The following is a 17,015-nucleotide window of genomic DNA, read 5'->3' on the forward strand; positions in this document are numbered from 1 at the left end:
ATCTTTCACCCAGCCTCTTGGCCCCGCGCGGAGATTGGTGCTGGAATGCCGCCACCACTCAACAGCTCGATGGCGTGCTCGGGGAGGGCAACGTGGCGCATTCCGCCATGTCTGGTGACGGAACGACCTCCGCTGACGATCCGCTCCAGACCGCGGTATGGCGCTTGCGCTCGCGGGCCTGCTGGGCCGACGCGGCGGCCCTTCTGCCGCCCGACACCCCTGCCTCGGCGCTGCAACGGGCCGTGCTGCTGGTGGAGCGGTGCCTGTACACCGAGCGCGGCTGGGCGGAGGCCGAGGACGCCCTGCGCGTGGCCGAGGCGCTGGCCCACAGCGACGAGGAGCGGGGTGCGGCGGCCTGCGAACGCGGCCAGCTGGCCTACGCGGCCACGCTGCACGGCGTACGGGACCGGGCGGACGAGGCGCGGGCCGCGCTCGGCCGGGCGGCGGCGCTGATCCCTCCGGGGGCGCCGGACCGTTCCCTGCTGGACTTCCGCCGGGGCCTGCTCGCGGAGAACCTGACCCGCTCCCCCCAGGCGGCGCGCGCGGCCTACCGCCGCGCCCACGCGGGCGCCACCGCCCACGCCGACCCGCTGCTCCTGTCCTTCACCTGGCGCCACCTGGCCGGACTCGCCCTGCGGGACGGCGAGTTGGCGGAGGCCCGCCACGGCTTCGCCGAATCCCTGCGCATCAGGGAGGAGCTGGGCTACTTGGTGGGTACGGCCCCTGCACTGGCCTCACTCGCAGACGCCGAATCCGAGCCGGAGGCGTCCCGGCTGCGGGAGGAGGCCCGCCGCTTGTTCCGACTGCTCGGCGGCGTACCGACATGGCTGGCCCGACAGCTGACACCGCCGGCCCCGGCGCCGGGGGTGGCTACGGCGTAGGCGGGGTGCCGCCGTAGCTGCGGGAAGTCGTGCCGCAGGGCGGCCGATCAGCTCGCGCCCGCGAAGTGCTCCCCCACCAGCCCCCGCACCACATCGAGGTCACGGGCGATCAATGCATCCAACAGCGCCGTATGCTCCGCCGCGTCCGCCAGCAGGTCCGCCCTCCGCTGCCGCACCGGCCCCCCGACCAGCGGCAGCTGCGCCCGCCGGTGCAGATCCTCCGCGATCTGCACCAGCTGCCCGTTGCCCGACAGGGACAGCAGCGCCCGGTGGAAGGCCCGGTCGGACTCCGCGTACGTCGCCGCGCAGCCGGAGGACGCTGCGCGCACCGTCTCCTCCGCGAGCGGCCGGAGCTCGGCCCACCGCTCGACGGCCACCGTACGGGCGAGCCGCAGCACCACCGGCACCTCGATCAGCGCCCGCACCTCCGCCAGCTCGGCCAGCTCACGGGCCCCCCGCTCGACGACCCGGAAGCCACGGTTGGGCACGACCTCGACGGCGCCCTCGAGGGCGAGCTGCTGCATGGCCTCCCGCACGGGCGTCGCGGAGACCCCGAAGCGCTCCCCGAGCACCGGCGCCGAGTAGACCTCGCCGGGGCGCAGCTCGCCGGCGACCAGGGCCGTACGCAGCGCGTCCAGAATCTGCCCGCGCACGGAGGAGCGCTGTACGGCGGGGCGCTGCTGCGGAACCGTCCGCTCACTGTGCGTGTGCTCACCAGGCGTGCCCCACACGGCGGCGGGAAAGCCCTGTGCGCCCTGCTCCACGGGGTCCTCCTGGCGGCTTGTCGGCACTTGGGTCATTAACGACGGGTTGTCTCCTGTTCGTCAAGCACCTTAGGCGTACCAGGCGGTAGTTCAAACTCCGAGCCAAATCAGTAAGGTTAGGCTTACCTTTTCAGGTCGTCCTTCCCTGTCCCCGCGTCCACTAAGATCATCCCGATCGGACCGCCCATCCCGGATGGGTAATTCACGTCTTCCTCACTCATCACGGGAACTTTCCGAGGAAGCATCCGTACGGGTAGTCTTATTCGAACTCAACTCCCGCCCCTCATGCGGCAGTTCGAGCAGAACGCCGTCCTGGGCATCCCCTTGCACTTCCTTGGCGGCCTCTTGCCCCGAAACCCCCTGAGGGCCCTCGGGAGTGGGCCACTATGGCGGGCGTTACGCCCTATCCCAATGCAAGGGACCCCTGATGAGACTGACCGACATATCGCTGAACTGGCTGCTTCCGGGCGCCGTACTGCTCCTGGGCATGCTGGCGGCGGTGGCGGTGCTCGCGCGCGGCAAGCGCTCCTCCGGGGAGAACGCGAGCGCGGAGGACTCGTGGGAGCGCAGCGAGGAGCGCCGCAGGCGCAAGGAGGCCATCTACGGCACGGCCTCCTACGTGCTTCTTTTCTGCTGTGCGGCGGTGGCGGCTGCCCTGTCGTTCCACGGTCTGGTGGGCTTCGGCGAGCAGAACCTCGGGCTGACCGGCGGCTGGCAGTACCTGGTGCCGTTCGGCCTGGACGGGGCGGCGATGTTCTGCTCCGTCCTCGCGGTGCGCGAGGCCAGCCACGGTGACGCGGCCCTCGGCTCCCGGATACTCGTGTGGATGTTCGCCGCGGCGGCGGCCTGGTTCAACTGGGTGCACGCGCCCCGGGGCGCCGGGCACGCGGGCGCCCCGCAGTTCTTCTCGGGCATGTCCCTGTCGGCGGCCGTCCTGTTCGACCGGGCGCTGAAGCAGACCCGCCGGGCCGCGCTGCGCGAGCAGGGTCTGGTGCCGCGTCCGCTGCCGCAGATCCGTATCGTGCGCTGGCTGCGGGCCCCCCGGGAGACCTACGCCGCGTGGTCGCTGATGCTGCTGGAGGGCGTGCGCAGCCTCGACGAGGCGGTCGAGGAGGTCCGCGACGAAACGCGGAAGAAGGATGAGGAACGGCAGCGCCGGCGCGAGCAGCAGCGGATGGAGCGCGCCCAGCTGAAGGCCATCAGCCGGGGCCACCGCGGCCTCGTCGGCCGTACCGCCGGCCGGCAGGTGGAGGTGCAGGCCGTGGAGCGCGGGCCCGCGCAGGCGACCGCGGAGCCTGCCATATCGACCGCGGAGCAGCTGCCGGTACGCTCTCGGCCCTCCCTCCAGCCGGTTCGCCGTGGCTCTGACCCGGTCGCCGTCGACCTCACCGCGGAGGACGACACGATGGCCCTGCCGCGACTGGACTCCCTGGAGCGCAAACTGAAGGACCTGGAACAGCAGTTCGGCTGAGCCGTACGTAAGCCGGGTCCAAGACTTCGGACGCTTGGCACATGACGGGCCGGGGGCGTGACCGTACGGGTCACGCCCCCGGCCCGTTTCCGTCGCCGCTCCGGGCCGTCCTTCCGTTGCCGCCCGCGCTCATGCGGCCTCGGCGCCCAGCTCGAACCACACCGACTTGCCCACCCCGTGCGGCCGCACACCCCACGCGTCCGCGAGGGACTGCACCAGGACCAGGCCCCGGCCATGGGTGTCGCCGTCCGCTTCGGGCGTGCGCAGATGCGGCCTGCGTGCCATGAAGTCCCGTACCTCCACCCGCAGTCCGCCCGGCCCGACCACGGCCGTCAGGACGGCTTCGTCGTCGGTGTGGACGAGCGCGTTGGTGACGAGTTCGCTCGTCAGCAGTTCGGCGATCTCCGAGCGGCCCGGTCTGCCCCAGTGCCGCAGCAGTTCGCGCACCTCCCGGCGTGCCTCGGGCACCGCCCTCAGATCGGCCCGCCCCAGCCTGCGCCTGAGCCGGTGCGCCCCCGCCCTCTCCACGCCGGCACCGGCACCGGCCTCTTCCGCCCCCTGTGCCGACTCCCCCGACCGCGCCGGGACGCCCCCGACGGCCACGGGTCCGCCCCCTCGTGCCTGCCTGTCCATGACCCCCGCCCGCACGCCGCTGAACTTCCCTTCCGTCGAACACGTTCACGGGGATCCTTGCCCAGCCGAATCCCGGACACTCCTGACCGCCCGCCCACGCCCGTCTGTTCGGCCACTGTTCGACACCCCCCACCGCCGGTCCTCCGGCGCCCTCCCGCCCGCGCCGCGCCCGGCGAAACCGCCGTGGGACACCGGGGAGTCGCCGCACCGCAACCCGTTCGCCCCGGCACGCAGGGGCGATGCCCCCGGCACCGGGTGTCGGGCTGCCGCCGCGGGGCGGGAAACTGGCCGGAAACCGACGTTCCGCGCCGTCCGGTCCATGCGGGGCTCAGGGCCGGGGGACGTTGCGCAGATTGGAGCGGGCCATCTGGAGCATGCGGCCGACGCCGCCGTCCAGCACGATCTTCGAGGCGGACAGCGCGAACCCGGTGACCATCTCGGCGCTGATCTTCGGCGGGATGGACAGCGCGTTCGGATCGGTCACCACGTCCACCAGCGCGGGCCCCTTGTGCCGGAAAGCGTCCTTCAGTGCGCCGGCGAGGTGCTTGGGCTTTTCCACCCGCACCCCGTAGGCACCGCAGGCGCGGGCCACGGCGGCGAAGTCGGGGTTGGTGTTCGCGGTGCCGTACGAGGGAAGTCCGGCGACCAGCATCTCCAACTCGACCATGCTGAGGGAGGAGTTGTCGAACAGAACGATCTTGACCGGCAGGTCGTACTGCACCAGCGTCAGGAAGTCGCCCATCAGCATGGCGAATCCGCCGTCCCCGGACATCGACACGACCTGGCGGCCCCGGTCGGTGAACTGCGCGCCGATCGCCATGGGCAGCGCGTTCGCCATCGAGCCGTGCGAGAACGAACCGATGATCCGGCGGCGCCCGTTGGGCGAGATGTAGCGGGCGGCCCAGACGTTGCACATGCCGGTGTCGACCGTGAACACGGCGTCGTCGTCGGCGACTTCGTCGAGTACGGCGGCCACGTACTCGGGATGGATCGGGATGTGCTTCTCGACCTTCCTCGTATACGCCTTGACCACGCCCTCCAGCGAGTCGGCGTGCTTCTTCAGCATCCGGTCGAGGAAGCGCCGGTCGGTCTTCTCCCGCACCCGCGGGATCAGACAGCGCAGCGTCTCGCGCACGTCGCCCCACACCGCGAGTTCGAGCCGGCAGCGGCGGCCGAGGACCTCGGGCCGCACGTCGATCTGGGCGATCCGCACGTCGTCCGGCAGGAACGCGTTGTACGGGAAGTCGGTGCCGAGCAGGATCAGCAGATCGCACTCGTGGGTGGCCTCGTAGGCGGCGCCGTAGCCGAGCAGACCGCTCATGCCGACGTCGTACGGGTTGTCGTACTGGATCCACTCCTTGCCGCGCAGCGCGTGCCCGACCGGTGACTTGATCTTCCCGGCGAACTCCATCACCTCGGCGTGCGCGCGGGCCGTGCCGCTGCCGCAGAACAGGGTGACCTTGTCGGCGGCGTCGATCATCGCGACCAGCCGGTCGATCTCGGCGTCACCGGGCCGGACGGTGGGCCGGGAGGTGACGAGGGCGCTCTGCGGGGCCTTCTCCGGGGCGGGCTCGGAGGCGATGTCGCCGGGCAGCGACACCACGCTGACCCCGCTCTGCCCGACCGCGTGCTGGATGGCGGTCTGCAGCAGCCGGGGCATCTGCTTCGGACTGGAGATCAGCTCGCTGTAGTGACTGCACTCCTGGAAGAGCCGGTCGGGGTGGGTCTCCTGGAAGTAGCCGAGGCCGATCTCGCCGGCGGGGATGTGCGAGGCGAGGGCGAGCACCGGGGCCATGGAGCGATGGGCGTCGTACAGGCCGTTGATCAGGTGCAGGTTGCCCGGGCCGCAGGAACCGGCGCAGGCGGTCAGCTTCCCGGTGATCTGCGCCTCGGCACCGGCCGCGAAGGCGGCGGTCTCCTCGTGGCGTACCTGGATCCAGTCGATGGCGGCGTTGCGGCGCACGGCGTCCACGACCGGGTTGAGGCTGTCGCCGACCACGCCGTAGAGGCGGCGCACGCCGGCGCGGGAGAGGATGTCGACGAACTGCTCGGCGACGTTCTGTTTGGCCATGACTCCATACAGTCACAGCACTCGCTGTTACGCCTCCCAGACGGCCGCCGCCGTACGGTCGTCCGCGTATCCCTTCACGCGCGCCTGGGCGTCCGCTAGGAACGCCGCGAGGCCGGGCGGGGTGCTGCCGGACCAGCGCCGCGCCAGGTGGGCGCTGAGCTCGGGCTCACCGCGCAGCGGGTCGGCCAGGCCCGCGCTGCACATCACCAGCGCGTCACCCGGGCGGCCTACCGAGGCCCGGAAGCGGAAGGGTGCGCGGGACGGCCGAGGGGCCGGCTCGAACGGGCTCGGCGGGGCCGGTATGCCGAGGTCCATGGTGAGGCGGTCGCCCTCGGGGGTCTCCACAGGCAGCGAGCCGAAGCCGAGGACCGCCTCGCCGGTGGTGTCCTCCGGCGACACGTCCGGTTCGATGTCCTGCCACTCGCCGTCCCGCAGCCGGAACAGTCCGCCGCCGCCGACGCCGAAGAACACGCGGGTACGGCAGTCCGGGTGGGCGGGCAGCAGCAGGCAGCGCAGGCTCGCCGTGTACTCCTCCGGGTCGATGCCCTGCTCGGCGGCGCTCGCCCGGAGCCTGCCGAGGCTGCGGTCGGTCAGCCGGTGCAGACCCGACTTCAGGTCGCCGCGCCGGGCGGCCCGGATGTCCTCGGCCAGCCGCTGGTGGCTGCGGCCCACGGCCCGCCCGATCCATTGGCACGCCTCGGCCGCCGCCCGGTGCGCGCCCGGGGTCGCGCGCGCTCCGGTCGCCATCGCCACGAGCACCAGCGCCTGCTCCCCCGTGCCGAACCGTGCGGTGAGCAGCGCGTCCCGGCGCGGCTCGCCCCGGTAGCGCGCCGAGTCCCCGCGCAGCGACACGGCCCGCAGCGTGCACACCCCGTACTGGGCCCCGTCCAGCACGGTGTCGGCGACCAGTTCACCCAGCTCTTCGGGGTCGGCGGGCGGGAGCGCGGTGGGTTCGGGGGCGTAGGTGGGCGGTCCCGTGCCCACGTAGGCGAGGGCGGCCTGCTCGGGAGCCGGTCCGGCGACGGGCTCCGCGGTGCGCTGCGCGGGCACGGAGGGCTCGGCAGGCCCGGACGGCTCCGCGGGCTCGGCGGGCGTCACGGCCTGTGCAGCAGCCTGAGGCTCCCCCGGTGGTTGCGCCGGTTCCGGTGCCGTCACCGTGTCCTTCGCCGAGGCGAAGCGGTCGTCCAGGGTGTCGGGCGCCGCCGTGGCGCCCGTGTCCTCGGTGGAGTCGTCGTACAGTTCCCGCCACCAGTCGTCCTCTTGGCGCGCGGGTCCCCCCTGCTGGCTCATGCCGGTAATTGTCCACCGCACGGCCCGCGGGAAAACGGGGCATCGAAAAAATCCTGCCGTCGGGACACCTCGAACGGCGTGTCGAGTGAAGTACTGAACAGCCGTACGACACAGGGCCGATGATGTGATGGCCTGAACTCGGCGGAGGGAAGCGGGCGATGCCGGCAGCGACAGGGCTGGAGGAGACGCACGAGGCGGCGTACCGGGCGCTGGTGTCCGTGGGCGCCGCCGATGTGCCGGATCCGGCGCGGCGCCTGACGCCGGCCGAGCAGGACACCGAGCGCGCGCTGCGCCGGCTGGAGCGGCAGGGCCTGGCGGCGCGGTCGTCGGCGCGGCCGGGCCGCTGGGTGACGGCGCCGCCCGGGGTGGCGCCGGGCGCGCTGCTGGCCCGGCAGCGGCACGAGCTGGAGCGGGCGGAGCCGGCGGCGACGCTGCCGGCCGAGGAGTACCGGGCGGCGGCGGCCGAGCCCGCGGTGCACGACCTGGCGAAGGTGGTGACCGGCGCCCCGACGGTGGCGCAGCGCTTCCTCCAGCTCCGGCTGGGCGCCGCCGAGGAGGCGTGCGCGCTGGTCGCGGACCGGCCGATGGCGGTCTCCGGGACGGAGAACGACGCGGACGAGCGGGCGGCGGCGCGCGGGGTGCGCTACCGGGTGGTGGTGGAGCGTGCGGTGCTGGACCTGCCGCACGGGCTCACCGAGCCGACGGCGGCGCTCGGCCGGGACGAACAGGTGCGGGTGGTGGACCGGGTGCCGACCAGGCTGGTGGTCGCCGACCGCTCGCCGGCCCTGGTGCCGCTGACCGCGAAGAGCACCGAACCGGCCGCGCTGGTGGTGCACGCGAGCGGCCTGCTGGAGCTGCTCACCGAGCTGTTCGAATCGGTGTGGCGCGAGGCGCTGCCGCTGCGGCTCGGCGCGGGCGGGGTGGCCGAGGAGCAGCCGGACGGGCCGGACGCCATCGACCTGGAGGTGCTGTCGCTCCTGCCGGCCGGGCTGACCGACGCGGGCGTGGCCAAGCGGCTCGACCTGGGCCTGCGGACCGTACAGCGGCGGGTGCGGCGGCTGATGGAGCCGGCGGGTGTGACGACCCGGCTGCAACTCGGCCGGCACGCGTGCGAGCGGGGCTGGGTGTCCGGCGAGCCGGCCCCCTGACACCGGGCTGTCTCTGACTGGTCTTTGACCTGCGTCTTCTCCCGCGCTCCGGCACTCTGGGCAGATGGGAGTGTGGGAACTCCTGCTGGTCGGCGTGGTGATCGTGCTCGGCCTGTGCGGAGTACTGGTGCCCGGTGTGCCGGGGTCGTGGCTGGTGTGGGCCGCGGTCCTGTGGTGGGCGCTGAAGGATCCGCGGCCGGTGGCCTGGTTCGTCCTGGTGGGGGCCACGGCGGTGCTCCTGCTGTCCCAGGTGGTGCGCTGGGCGCTGCCGCCGCGCCGGCTGCGCGCGAGCGGCGCCACACCCCGGATGGGGGTGTACGCGGGCGTGGGGGCGTTCCTCGGCTTCTTCCTGCTGCCGGTGGTGGGCGCGGTGCCGGGCTTCATGACAGGGATCTATCTGCACGAGCGGCTGCGTCTCGGCCGGCACGGCGAGGCGATGGCCGGGCTGCGGACGGCGATGCGCTCGGGCGGCTCCAGCGTGCTGGCCGAACTGTTCGCCTGCCTGCTGATCGCGGGGGCGTGGCTGGGCGCGGTGCTGTGGGGCTGAACCAGTGGCGCCGAAGCTGCGGGTGCTGAACTCTCAGCCGGCGAGCGCGAGACCGACGGCGTCGGCGACGGCGGCCATGCCCGCGTCGTTGAAGTGCAGGTGGTCGCCGGGGTCGTAGCCGGGCACGATGCGCTGCGGGGCGGCCGGGTCGCGTACGGCGGCGTCGGCGTCGGCGACCGCGTCGAAGGCGCCGCCGGTGCGGATGAAGTCGTTGACCTGCTGCCGTACCGACTCACCGGCGGCCGTGTAGGCGGGGAAACCGCCGTACGGGGTGAGGGTGACGCCGACGACCCGGATGCCGCGCGCGTGGGCGCGGGCGACGAGGGTGCGGTAGGCGTCGGCGAAGGCGGTGACGTCGGTGGCGGGCGGGGTGCCCTTGATGTCGTTGATGCCCTCCAGGACGACGAGGACCCGCACCCCGGCCCGGTCCAGGGCGTCCGCGTCCAGGCGGGCGAGGGCGCTCGGCCCGGCGCCGTCGCGCAGCAGCCGGTTCCCGGAGATGCCGGCGTTGAGGACGCCGAGCCGGTACGCGTGCAGCAGCGCGGCGAGCCGGTCGGGCCAGCGGGAGTTGGTGTCGGGGGTGGACCCGTTGCCGTCGGTGAGGGAGTCGCCGAAGGCGACGACGCTGCCGGCGGCGGTGCCCCGCACGTCGACGCCGGTGACGTAGTACCAGGAGCTGGTGCGCCGCGTGTACGCGGTGCCGTCCTCGTCACCTGCGTGCCCGGCGCCGTCGAGGGCCACGTAGCTGGTCTGCAGGGCCCCGTGGTGGTAGGTGGCGCGACCGCAGTCGACGGCGCTGCGGACGGTGACGAGCAGGTCGGCGCCGTCCGGCACGGGCAGCGCCACCGGGTCGCTGACGGTGTCCTGGCCCGGCGGGACGGTGACGGTGGGCGCTCCGCCGAAGCCGGCGGCGCGCATGCTGCCGGGCACGGCGTCCGCGCCGGCAGCCTGCCTGAGTGCGACGGTGACGGCGTCCAGCCGCAGCGGCACGGTGCCGAGCCGGTTGCTGAGCTGCACGCGCAGGGCGGTGCCGCCGACACTGACGTGGACGACGTTGCGGATGGCGGCACCGGGCAGGCAGGCGGCGGTGCCGGTAGGGGCGGTCTCCCAGGTGCCGGTCCAGCGGGCCCGATCCGTGTACGGGGCCGGTTCGGACGATTCGGCCGGTGGGGTTGCCAGCGTCGTGACCGCCAGCACAAGAAGTACCACCGAGAGAAGTCGCCCGACCCTGACCATGCCTGTGTCCGCCTTCCCGACCCCCGCAGGGCAGACGCTGACACACCGGCGGCCCGAACCGCGCCCGCCGCACCATCGAAACCCCCACTCGGCCCAACGCTGCGTCCGTCGGCCACATCGCCCTCGATGTCGTCGCGCTACGGCCGGCCGGGCTACTGTCGGGGGACGACGAAACGGCGCCCGAGGCACACACCCCAGGGCCCCGGAGGACGGCCGGCTTGCGTCAGCCGCCGAGCGCGCCCTCCAGTGTCAGCAGCCACACCTTCCGGTCGAGGCCGCCCGCGTAGCCCGTCAGGGAGCCGTCCGCGCCGATCACCCGGTGGCAGGGGCGGACGATGAGCAGCGGGTTGGCGCCGATCGCCCCGCCGACCGCCCGAACGGCGGCCCGGGAGGCGCCGACTCGCGTGGCGATCTCGCCGTAGGTGGTGGTGGCGCCGTACGGAACGGCGTCGAGGGCGCTCCACACGCGCTCCCGGAACTCGGTCCCATGGGTGCGCAACGGCAGCTGGAACTCCTTGAGTTCACCGGCGAAGTAGGCGGCGAGCTGCTCCCTGGCCGCCCGGAACGGCCCGGGGTCGTGCGACCAGCCGTCCTGGAGGGTCCGCCCGCCCTTCTGCCCGGGTACGGACAGCGAGGTCAGCGCGCCGTCCGCGTCGGCGGTGAGCAGCAGCGGCCCCACCGGTGCGTCCACACGTGCCCAGTAGATGGTCTCCATCACTCGCTCAACTCCCCCGCGACCCGCAGATGCTGGACCGCGTACGACCGCCAGGGCCGCCATGTGTCGGGTACGTCCACGCCGGGCGGCGCGACGTCGGGATCGCCGAGGGCGCGTATCCGCACCACGGCGACGAGGGCCGGGTCCATGCCGGGCAGCGCGAGCAGCGCCGCCTGCGCCTCGTCCCGGTCGACCCCCGGGTCCAGCCGCACGGTCCCGTCGGCGAGGGCGGCGGCCAGCGTGCCCAGCGGCCCGGCGGCCTGGGCCCCGGCCTCGGCCTCGGCCTCGGCGAGGACGGCGGCCTCGGGGAACAGGTGCGTGAGGCTCCCGCAGGGCGCGTCGAGCGCCTTGCCGTACCGGCGTACGAGCCGCTCCAGGGCGTCCTTCGTCCCCACCAGGGCCCGTACGACGGGCTCCAGCGGGTCGACGGCGCCGGGCGAGCGCAGTCCGGGCCGGGCGGCGACCAGCGGGGCGAGCCGCGGGTCGGCGGTGAGCCGCTCGTCCACCGCGTACGGGTCGGCGTCGAGGTCGAACAGCCGTCGCAGCCGCTGCACGGCGGTGGTCAGGTCCCGGGGATCGGTGAGGTGCAGGCGCGCCTCCAGCCAGCCGCCCGGATGCGTGCCGCCGCCGCCCGCCCTCGGCCCGCGGGCGCGCTCCTGGACGGCGACGAGCGCGGTGCCGTACGGCAGCCGCAGCGTGCGCCGGTAGGTACGGGCACCGGGGGTGCCGCTCACCTCCTCGACGCCGGGCACGGCCTCCCGCGCCAGTTGATCGAAGACGGCGGCGGCCTGGTAGGGCCCGCGGTGGGCCAGCCGCAGCGGGATGCCCGCGCCCGGCGTGGCCCGGCGGACGCCCCTGCCGCGGGGCGCGGCGGTCCGCACCTCGGTCGGCGTGGCCGCGTACACCTCGCGGACGGTGTCGTTGAACTGCCGCACACTGGCGAAGCCGGACGCGAACGCGATCTGCGTGATGGGCAGGTCGGTGGTCTCCAGCAGCGTCCGCGCGGTGTGGGCCCGCTGGGCGCGGGCGAGCGCGACGGGCCCGGCGCCGAGTTCCCCGGTCAGCTGCCGCTGCACCTGCCGGGCGCTGTACCCGAGCCGGGCCGCCAGCCCCGCGACGCCCTCCCGGTCGACCACACCGTCCGCGATCAGCCGCATGGCCCGCCCGACGACGTCCGCGCGCACGTTCCACTCCGCCGACCCCGGCGCGGCGTCCGGCCGGCACCGCCGGCAGGCCCGGAACCCGGAGCCCTGCGCGGCGGCGGCCGTGGCGAAGAAGCGCACGTTCCGCCGCTTCGGCGTCACCGCCGGGCAGCTGGGCCGGCAGTAGATGCCGGTGGTCTCGACGGCGAAGAAGAACGCCCCGTCGAACCGCCCGTCGCGGCTGCGCACGGCTTCGTACCTGCTGTCTTCCTCCATCACGCGTTCCAGTGTGGGGGTGGGCGACAGGGACGGGCTAGCGGAAATCGGACGTGGAGCTGAGCCGCACCGTCAAGCGACCGTCAAGCAGGGGCCTGGGGGCGGCAGCCCCCAGACGCCCGCTCCGGCACAGGGCGCCTACGACCAACGCCCCCGCTTGGCCTCCATCGCCGCCCTGCCCTCGGCTCCCTTCCGCTTCCAGTCCCGCCGAAGCTCCGCACGGACCCTCGCATCGGTCTTGGCCACGATCCACTGGTTCTCCCGGACCAGCTTCCGGTAGCTCTCCAGTCGGCGCACCGGAAGCTCCCCGTTCTCCACGGCGGAGCGCACCGCGCAGCCGGGCTCGGTCTCGTGGGCGCAGTCCTGGAACCGGCACTGCTCGGCCAGTTCCTCGATCTCGGAGAAGGTCTGCCCGACCCCGCTCTCGGCATCGAAGAGGCCGACGCCACGCAGGCCCGGCGTGTCGATGAGGACGCCCCCGCCGGGCAGGGCGAGGAGGTTGCGGGTGGTGGTGGTGTGCCGCCCCTTCCCGTCGACGTCGCGTGCGGCCTGTACGTCCATGACGTCCTCGCCGACGAGGGCGTTGGCGAGGGTGGACTTGCCGGCGCCGGACTGCCCGAGCAGCACGGTCGTACCGGAGCCGACGAGGGCGCCGAGCACGTCGAGCCCGTCGTCGTGCAGGGCGCTGACCGTGACGACGGGCACGCCGGGCGCGACCGTCTCGACGTCCTGGACGAGGTGGCCGAGGGTGACCGGGTCGGGTACGAGGTCGGCCTTGGTGAGGACGACCACGGGCTGCGCCCCGGACTCCCAGGCGAGGGCGAGGAAGCGTTCGACGCGGCCGAGGTCGAGTTCGACCGCGAGGGACACGGCGACGACGGCGTGGTCGACGTTGGCGGCGAGGATCTGCGCCTCGGACCGCTTGGAGGAGGTGGAGCGCACGAAGGCGGTGCGGCGCGGCAGATACGCGCGCACATAGCGGGGGTTGCCGCCGGGTTCGACGGCGACCCAGTCGCCGGTGCACACGACCCGCATCGGGTCGTGCGGGGTGACGAAGGCGGTGTCGGCGCGGACGACCCCGCCCGCGGTGACGACGTCGCACTGGCCGCGGTCGACACGGATCACCCGTCCGGGCAGCAGCCCTTCGGCGGCGTAGGGGGCGAAAGCGTCGGCCCAGTCCGCGTCCCAGCCGTAGGAAGCGAGCGCGGAGAAAACTGCAGAGGTCGAAGTCAAGGGAGACCCTTCACAAGGGTGGCCCCGGAAAGGCGCGCGCAGGGCGCCGGATCGTCAGCCGGTGGCCACGGAGGTGGACTTGAGGAGTTCCTGGATGAGGGCAGCGCCCAGCACAGTGACAGCCATCGGTCACACCTCCCGTTTCTCACTCGGCAGACGGCAGCGGCCAACAGCCACTGCGTGAAGCGGATCTCACCCTAGAGGCGGCCACATTCCGGCGCCACCCGATTTTCTGGCCGGGTCACAGGCCGTGCTGCTCGAGGAGTCGCATCAGGTTCCGTTTGCGCTTCCGGCCAGCACGCAGAGCGGCGAGGTACGCGGTGACCTCGTCTTCGGTGCCCAGGCGGCGATGACAGTCGCGCATGCTCAGCAGCAGACCGGTCAGTTGCTCGTAGATGGCGTTGCCCGTCTGTTTCATGAGCGGTCCGGACAGCCGCAGGTAGACCCCGAGCGCTTCGGCAGGACGGACGGCGCGGGCCTGGTCGGCGAGGGCGAGCCGCTGCCGGTCGTGCGCACGCGTTTGGGGCGCGGCTCGCCAGGCGGCGTCGACGTCTCCGTCGTCGAGCAGGGCATCGACCGGGACCGGGCCGCCGTACCAGGACCGCTGCCGCTGCCCGGTGTCGGCGCGCAGCAGCACAAGCGCCGGCTCCCGCTCGACCTGCCGGCAGCCGGCCGCCCGTGCCGCCGCACGCAACTGCTGGTACGCGGCCGGGGAACGGCGCGCGGCGAACCGGGCGCGGCGCAGGGCGACGGTGTCCAGGAGCCCGTCGGCGCGGGTGTAGCGGTCACAGAGGTAGTCGATCAGGGCGTTGTCGGGGGTGACGTCGTCGGGTGTTTCCTGTATGCCACGTTCCGCCCACCGCAGGGCCTCGTCCCGGCGGCCACCGGCGTCCAGTTCGCGGGCAACACTCAGGTGGGTACTGCCGTCCGGGGCGAGGTCGGCCGCGTGCACGGCGACCCATCCGTCCACGTCCCCTTCCGCCTTGGCCAGCCGCTCCATCAGGTACTTCTCCACCCAGCCGGTGCGGTTGCGGCGTCAGGCTGCAGCCGCCAACTCCCCCACCCGGCACATCCCTTGCGCGCACATGGCGCGGCGATGCTCGCGAGTGTGGGAAAACCTTCAAAGGGCGGCCCCGACTCCGGCATCTCATCCGCCGCATCGGCTTCACGGGCCACGGTGCGTTGCCCACCCCTCACCGTTCCCAAACTATAGTTGGCGACGCGTTGGTCGACACGCTTTGAAACACTGTCCGGGTCTGGTGACTTGAACGCGGTTTCCGGGGTGTCGTCGGGCCAGGGTGAGGAGAACGGATGACGGGGTGGATCGCGCGATCCGCCGCAGGAGCGGACACCAGGGCCGTACAAGCAGGCCCTCGAGCCACGCACCGGGCATGGCTCCGGCAACCGGGCACCGCAGATCGATCGACCTGCCATGAGTCGCGTCGCTCCCGCGGTACCGCGCCACCCAAACATGATCATCGTGCTGTGCGGACCGCCGCCCTCGTCGGCGAGAGGTTCCGTGTCGGTCCGCAGGTTCGGCTGCATGGGTTCAGCCGACGCGCGGTGGCCACGGACCCCGGCGGAAGGGAACGAGGATGCAGCCGATCGTGAGGACAGGCCGTCGGCAACCGGAGTGGTCACGCTGGATCGGCATGGTCAGGGAAGAGCTCGCCATACGCCGCGAAACCTACGCGGCTGCCCGGCAGATCCGCAGAGACTTGGGCCTCTCACGCGTCCAGAGCATCGACGGTCTGGTGGAGCTCGTCGCCGAACGGCGCGGCAACCCCATTACTGTACTGTACATCGACATACCACCCACCGTCAGTGCGTTCTCCCTCGCCACCCCTGACCAGGACTACATCGCAGTCGACGAGTACGCCAGCGAACTCACCCAAGTGAACTCCATCGCCCACGAACTGGGGCATTTCCTCTTCGACAAGGCGGAGGACGTCACGGTGCCTGTCGGGGCGGGCAACGACAGCCCGCTGACGAGGGAGTTGGCGGTTCAGCTCACGCCGGCGCTCAACCCCGATACGGTCACGGCGTTCTTCCAGCGGTCTCACTACGACTCGCCGGTCGAGCGAAAGGTCGAGGCCTTCGCCACTGTGGCACTGGACCGCAAGATCGCGCTCCAAGAGCTCGACGCACATGGCCTCGCCTTCAGCTTCACCCACCGGAGGACTGGTGTCTGAGAGCAGCGCGACCACTGTCTACCTGGTCATCGGCTCACTCCATCTGACGATCGCCCTCTGGAAGGCCTCGGCCCTCGTACGTTCCCCTTCTGTCGGGCTGGGCCTGCAGGTCGTCACCCACGGACTGGGCGGCATCGTCTACGTGGTCGCCTCTCCTTTCGGGTACCGGAGCCTCGGTTCGGCGTCCGGTCAACCGTGGCTCCCTACGCTGCCGATCTACCTGGGTATCCTGTTGTGCTTCGGGACGCAGCACCTGTTGACGATCTTGTGGACACCGTCCCCGTCGGATCAGCCGGGGCGGGACCAGCGGCCGATCGCGGCCTGGGCGGTCGCCTACGGCATCTCCTTGGCGGTCATGATCGTCGCGTTTCTGACCACGGATCTCGGCGGATCGGCCGATCCGCTCAAGTTCAATACCGCGCAGGTGAACCATCCGCAGGTACAGGTCTTCCTCAGTGTGTTTCTGACCATGCTCACCTGCGGAACGGTGCACACATGGCGTCGCACGCGACGTGCGCGGGCCGACGACAAGGCGATCATGCATTCCGTCCGCTGGTACGGGCGCAGCATGCTCGTGACGTCCGGGTACGTGGTGTGCTCGGCCCCCGCGGCCGCAGCCGCTGCCCTCGGTCACCACCAACTCGACGACGTGGGGGTGCTGGGCTCCGCCTTCGGAGTCGTGGGATCCATCATGACCTGCTACGGAGTCTCCGGAGCGGCGTTGAGCAAGTGGCTCGGCGAACGTCGGGACATCGCGGTCCTGCAGCCGTTGTGGGATCTCGTCGTCGCAGGGGTAGACCAGGAGCTGTCTCTGGGCTCGGGGCAGCGCCGGTCGGATCACCAGCACGCCTCAGCCGGTCCCGAGCGATCCGAGCCGAATCGCTTCTTCAATGTCCGGTGGACACTTCATCGACGAGTGATCGAGATCCTCGACGGAATCCGGCAGTTGGAACGGCGCGCCTGGATCAGCGACTTGCCGACGCGGGCGGTCGCGAGTCTGCACAGCGAGGCCATGAAGACTGACGCTCTCCGAAGCCGGCTGGGCCTGGGGAAGAAGGGCCTGTCCCCCCATGAGCTCGAAGCCGCCGTCACGGCCGCGGTCCTGCGTGACGCGGTCGAACGCCTCCAGGCGGCAGGCTCTGACGGCGCGGCACCGGCCGCTTCTGCTGGGCCCGCACTGTTCGCCCCGGGAAAGAACACGCCCGCCGCCCAGGAGAGGTCCCGCCTGGTGCGCGTGGCCCGAGCGCTCCGCTCCCCTCTGGTGGAATCATCGCTACAGGTGGTCCGCTCTACCCGGGAGGGCGAAGGAGCGCCCAGGACTCGCACAGCGGCACTGTAGTGTCCCGTCCGGTCGCGCTTCTCAGCGACGCACCCATTCGAACGGAGCTGAGCCGTCACGGGCTCGGAGGGGAGCCC

Annotated in this window: 15 protein-coding genes; 6 read left to right on the top strand and 9 right to left on the bottom strand. The window is 72.5% G+C overall.

Annotated features, from left to right (window positions below; translation table 11 throughout):
- Nucleotides 1-107 precede the first annotated feature (107 nt).
- Nucleotides 108-881, top strand: coding sequence for a hypothetical protein (locus tag ACWD3E_RS17310; protein WP_451388382.1), 774 nt, complete (start codon nt 108-110; stop codon nt 879-881).
- A 47-nt stretch (nt 882-928) separates the two neighbouring features.
- On the opposite strand, the gene ACWD3E_RS17315 is transcribed toward ACWD3E_RS17310, so the two are convergent.
- Nucleotides 929-1,645 (bottom strand): GntR family transcriptional regulator, encoded by a 717-nt coding sequence (locus ACWD3E_RS17315; protein ID WP_451388383.1) that lies wholly within the window; start codon nt 1,643-1,645, stop codon nt 929-931.
- A gap of 427 nt (nt 1,646-2,072) precedes the next feature.
- Between ACWD3E_RS17315 and ACWD3E_RS17320 the strand changes: the two genes are divergently transcribed.
- Nucleotides 2,073-3,116, top strand: coding sequence for a DUF2637 domain-containing protein (locus ACWD3E_RS17320; protein WP_451388384.1), 1,044 nt, complete (start codon nt 2,073-2,075; stop codon nt 3,114-3,116).
- A gap of 129 nt (nt 3,117-3,245) precedes the next feature.
- Here ACWD3E_RS17320 and ACWD3E_RS17325 read toward each other — a convergent pair whose 3' ends face one another.
- From ACWD3E_RS17325 to ACWD3E_RS17335, 3 genes are all read right to left on the bottom strand, one after another.
- Nucleotides 3,246-3,719 (bottom strand): ATP-binding protein, encoded by a 474-nt coding sequence (locus ACWD3E_RS17325; protein ID WP_451388385.1) that lies wholly within the window; start codon nt 3,717-3,719, stop codon nt 3,246-3,248.
- Between the two features lie 358 nt (nt 3,720-4,077).
- Nucleotides 4,078-5,820: a pyruvate dehydrogenase gene (locus tag ACWD3E_RS17330; protein ID WP_451388386.1), complete on the bottom strand. Its 1,743-nt coding sequence runs from the start codon at nt 5,818-5,820 to the stop codon at nt 4,078-4,080.
- A 27-nt stretch (nt 5,821-5,847) separates the two neighbouring features.
- A complete protein-coding gene (locus ACWD3E_RS17335; protein WP_451388387.1) occupies nt 5,848-7,110 on the bottom strand; it encodes a protein phosphatase 2C domain-containing protein in 1,263 nt (420 codons plus the stop codon).
- A gap of 158 nt (nt 7,111-7,268) precedes the next feature.
- On the opposite strand from ACWD3E_RS17335, the gene ACWD3E_RS17340 reads away from it, so the two are divergent.
- The gene (locus ACWD3E_RS17340) at nt 7,269-8,258 is read left to right on the top strand and encodes a helix-turn-helix transcriptional regulator (RefSeq protein ID WP_451388388.1); all 990 of its coding nucleotides are present in this window, start codon (nt 7,269-7,271) and stop codon (nt 8,256-8,258) included.
- 64 nt (nt 8,259-8,322) lie between these two features.
- The gene (locus ACWD3E_RS17345) at nt 8,323-8,805 is read left to right on the top strand and encodes a DUF456 domain-containing protein (protein WP_451348933.1); all 483 of its coding nucleotides are present in this window, start codon (nt 8,323-8,325) and stop codon (nt 8,803-8,805) included.
- 33 nt (nt 8,806-8,838) lie between these two features.
- Here ACWD3E_RS17345 and ACWD3E_RS17350 read toward each other — a convergent pair whose 3' ends face one another.
- From ACWD3E_RS17350 to ACWD3E_RS17370, 5 genes are all read right to left on the bottom strand, one after another.
- On the bottom strand, nt 8,839-10,041 hold the full coding sequence (locus ACWD3E_RS17350; protein ID WP_451388389.1) for an SGNH/GDSL hydrolase family protein: 1,203 nt from the start codon (nt 10,039-10,041) through the stop codon (nt 8,839-8,841).
- Nucleotides 10,042-10,264: 223 nt separating this feature from the next.
- A complete protein-coding gene (locus ACWD3E_RS17355) occupies nt 10,265-10,756 on the bottom strand; it encodes a methylated-DNA--[protein]-cysteine S-methyltransferase (RefSeq protein WP_451388390.1) in 492 nt (163 codons plus the stop codon).
- Complete coding sequence (locus tag ACWD3E_RS17360) at nt 10,756-12,174, bottom strand: DNA-3-methyladenine glycosylase 2 family protein (protein ID WP_451388587.1); 1,419 nt, start codon at nt 12,172-12,174, stop codon at nt 10,756-10,758. The genes ACWD3E_RS17355 and ACWD3E_RS17360 overlap by 1 nt, the downstream gene beginning before the upstream one ends.
- A 138-nt stretch (nt 12,175-12,312) precedes the next feature.
- Nucleotides 12,313-13,407, bottom strand: a complete 1,095-nt coding sequence (gene rsgA / locus ACWD3E_RS17365) for a ribosome small subunit-dependent GTPase A (protein WP_451388391.1) — start codon at nt 13,405-13,407, stop codon at nt 12,313-12,315.
- A gap of 241 nt (nt 13,408-13,648) precedes the next feature.
- Nucleotides 13,649-14,422 carry a hypothetical protein gene (locus ACWD3E_RS17370; RefSeq protein ID WP_451388392.1) on the bottom strand — a complete coding sequence of 258 codons (774 nt, stop codon included), beginning with the start codon at nt 14,420-14,422 and terminating at the stop codon, nt 13,649-13,651.
- A 637-nt stretch (nt 14,423-15,059) separates the two neighbouring features.
- Between ACWD3E_RS17370 and ACWD3E_RS17375 the strand changes: the two genes are divergently transcribed.
- Together ACWD3E_RS17375 and ACWD3E_RS17380 are read left to right on the top strand one after the other, a co-directional pair.
- Entirely contained in the window at nt 15,060-15,599 is a 540-nt protein-coding gene (locus ACWD3E_RS17375) for an ImmA/IrrE family metallo-endopeptidase (RefSeq protein ID WP_451388393.1), read from the top strand.
- Nucleotides 15,556-16,938, top strand: coding sequence for a DUF6545 domain-containing protein (locus tag ACWD3E_RS17380; protein WP_451388394.1), 1,383 nt, complete (start codon nt 15,556-15,558; stop codon nt 16,936-16,938). The genes ACWD3E_RS17375 and ACWD3E_RS17380 overlap by 44 nt, the downstream gene beginning before the upstream one ends.
- Nucleotides 16,939-17,015: the final 77 nt, after the last annotated feature.

Source organism: Streptomyces sp. NPDC002676 (assembly GCF_053592455.1).

Coding starts and splice junctions, on each gene's coding strand:
- ACWD3E_RS17335 (WP_451388387.1), bottom strand. CDS start 7,110: ATGAGCCAGCAGGGGGGACCCGCGCGCCAAGAGGACGACTGGTGGCGG.
- ACWD3E_RS17375 (WP_451388393.1), top strand. CDS start 15,060: ATGGTCAGGGAAGAGCTCGCCATACGCCGCGAAACCTACGCGGCTGCC.
- ACWD3E_RS17380 (WP_451388394.1), top strand. CDS start 15,556: ATGGCCTCGCCTTCAGCTTCACCCACCGGAGGACTGGTGTCTGAGAGC.
- ACWD3E_RS17355 (WP_451388390.1), bottom strand. CDS start 10,756: ATGGAGACCATCTACTGGGCACGTGTGGACGCACCGGTGGGGCCGCTG.
- ACWD3E_RS17340 (WP_451388388.1), top strand. CDS start 7,269: ATGCCGGCAGCGACAGGGCTGGAGGAGACGCACGAGGCGGCGTACCGG.
- ACWD3E_RS17360 (WP_451388587.1), bottom strand. CDS start 12,174: ATGGAGGAAGACAGCAGGTACGAAGCCGTGCGCAGCCGCGACGGGCGG.
- ACWD3E_RS17310 (WP_451388382.1), top strand. CDS start 108: ATGTCTGGTGACGGAACGACCTCCGCTGACGATCCGCTCCAGACCGCG.
- ACWD3E_RS17320 (WP_451388384.1), top strand. CDS start 2,073: ATGAGACTGACCGACATATCGCTGAACTGGCTGCTTCCGGGCGCCGTA.
- ACWD3E_RS17330 (WP_451388386.1), bottom strand. CDS start 5,820: ATGGCCAAACAGAACGTCGCCGAGCAGTTCGTCGACATCCTCTCCCGC.
- ACWD3E_RS17345 (WP_451348933.1), top strand. CDS start 8,323: ATGGGAGTGTGGGAACTCCTGCTGGTCGGCGTGGTGATCGTGCTCGGC.
- ACWD3E_RS17350 (WP_451388389.1), bottom strand. CDS start 10,041: ATGGTCAGGGTCGGGCGACTTCTCTCGGTGGTACTTCTTGTGCTGGCG.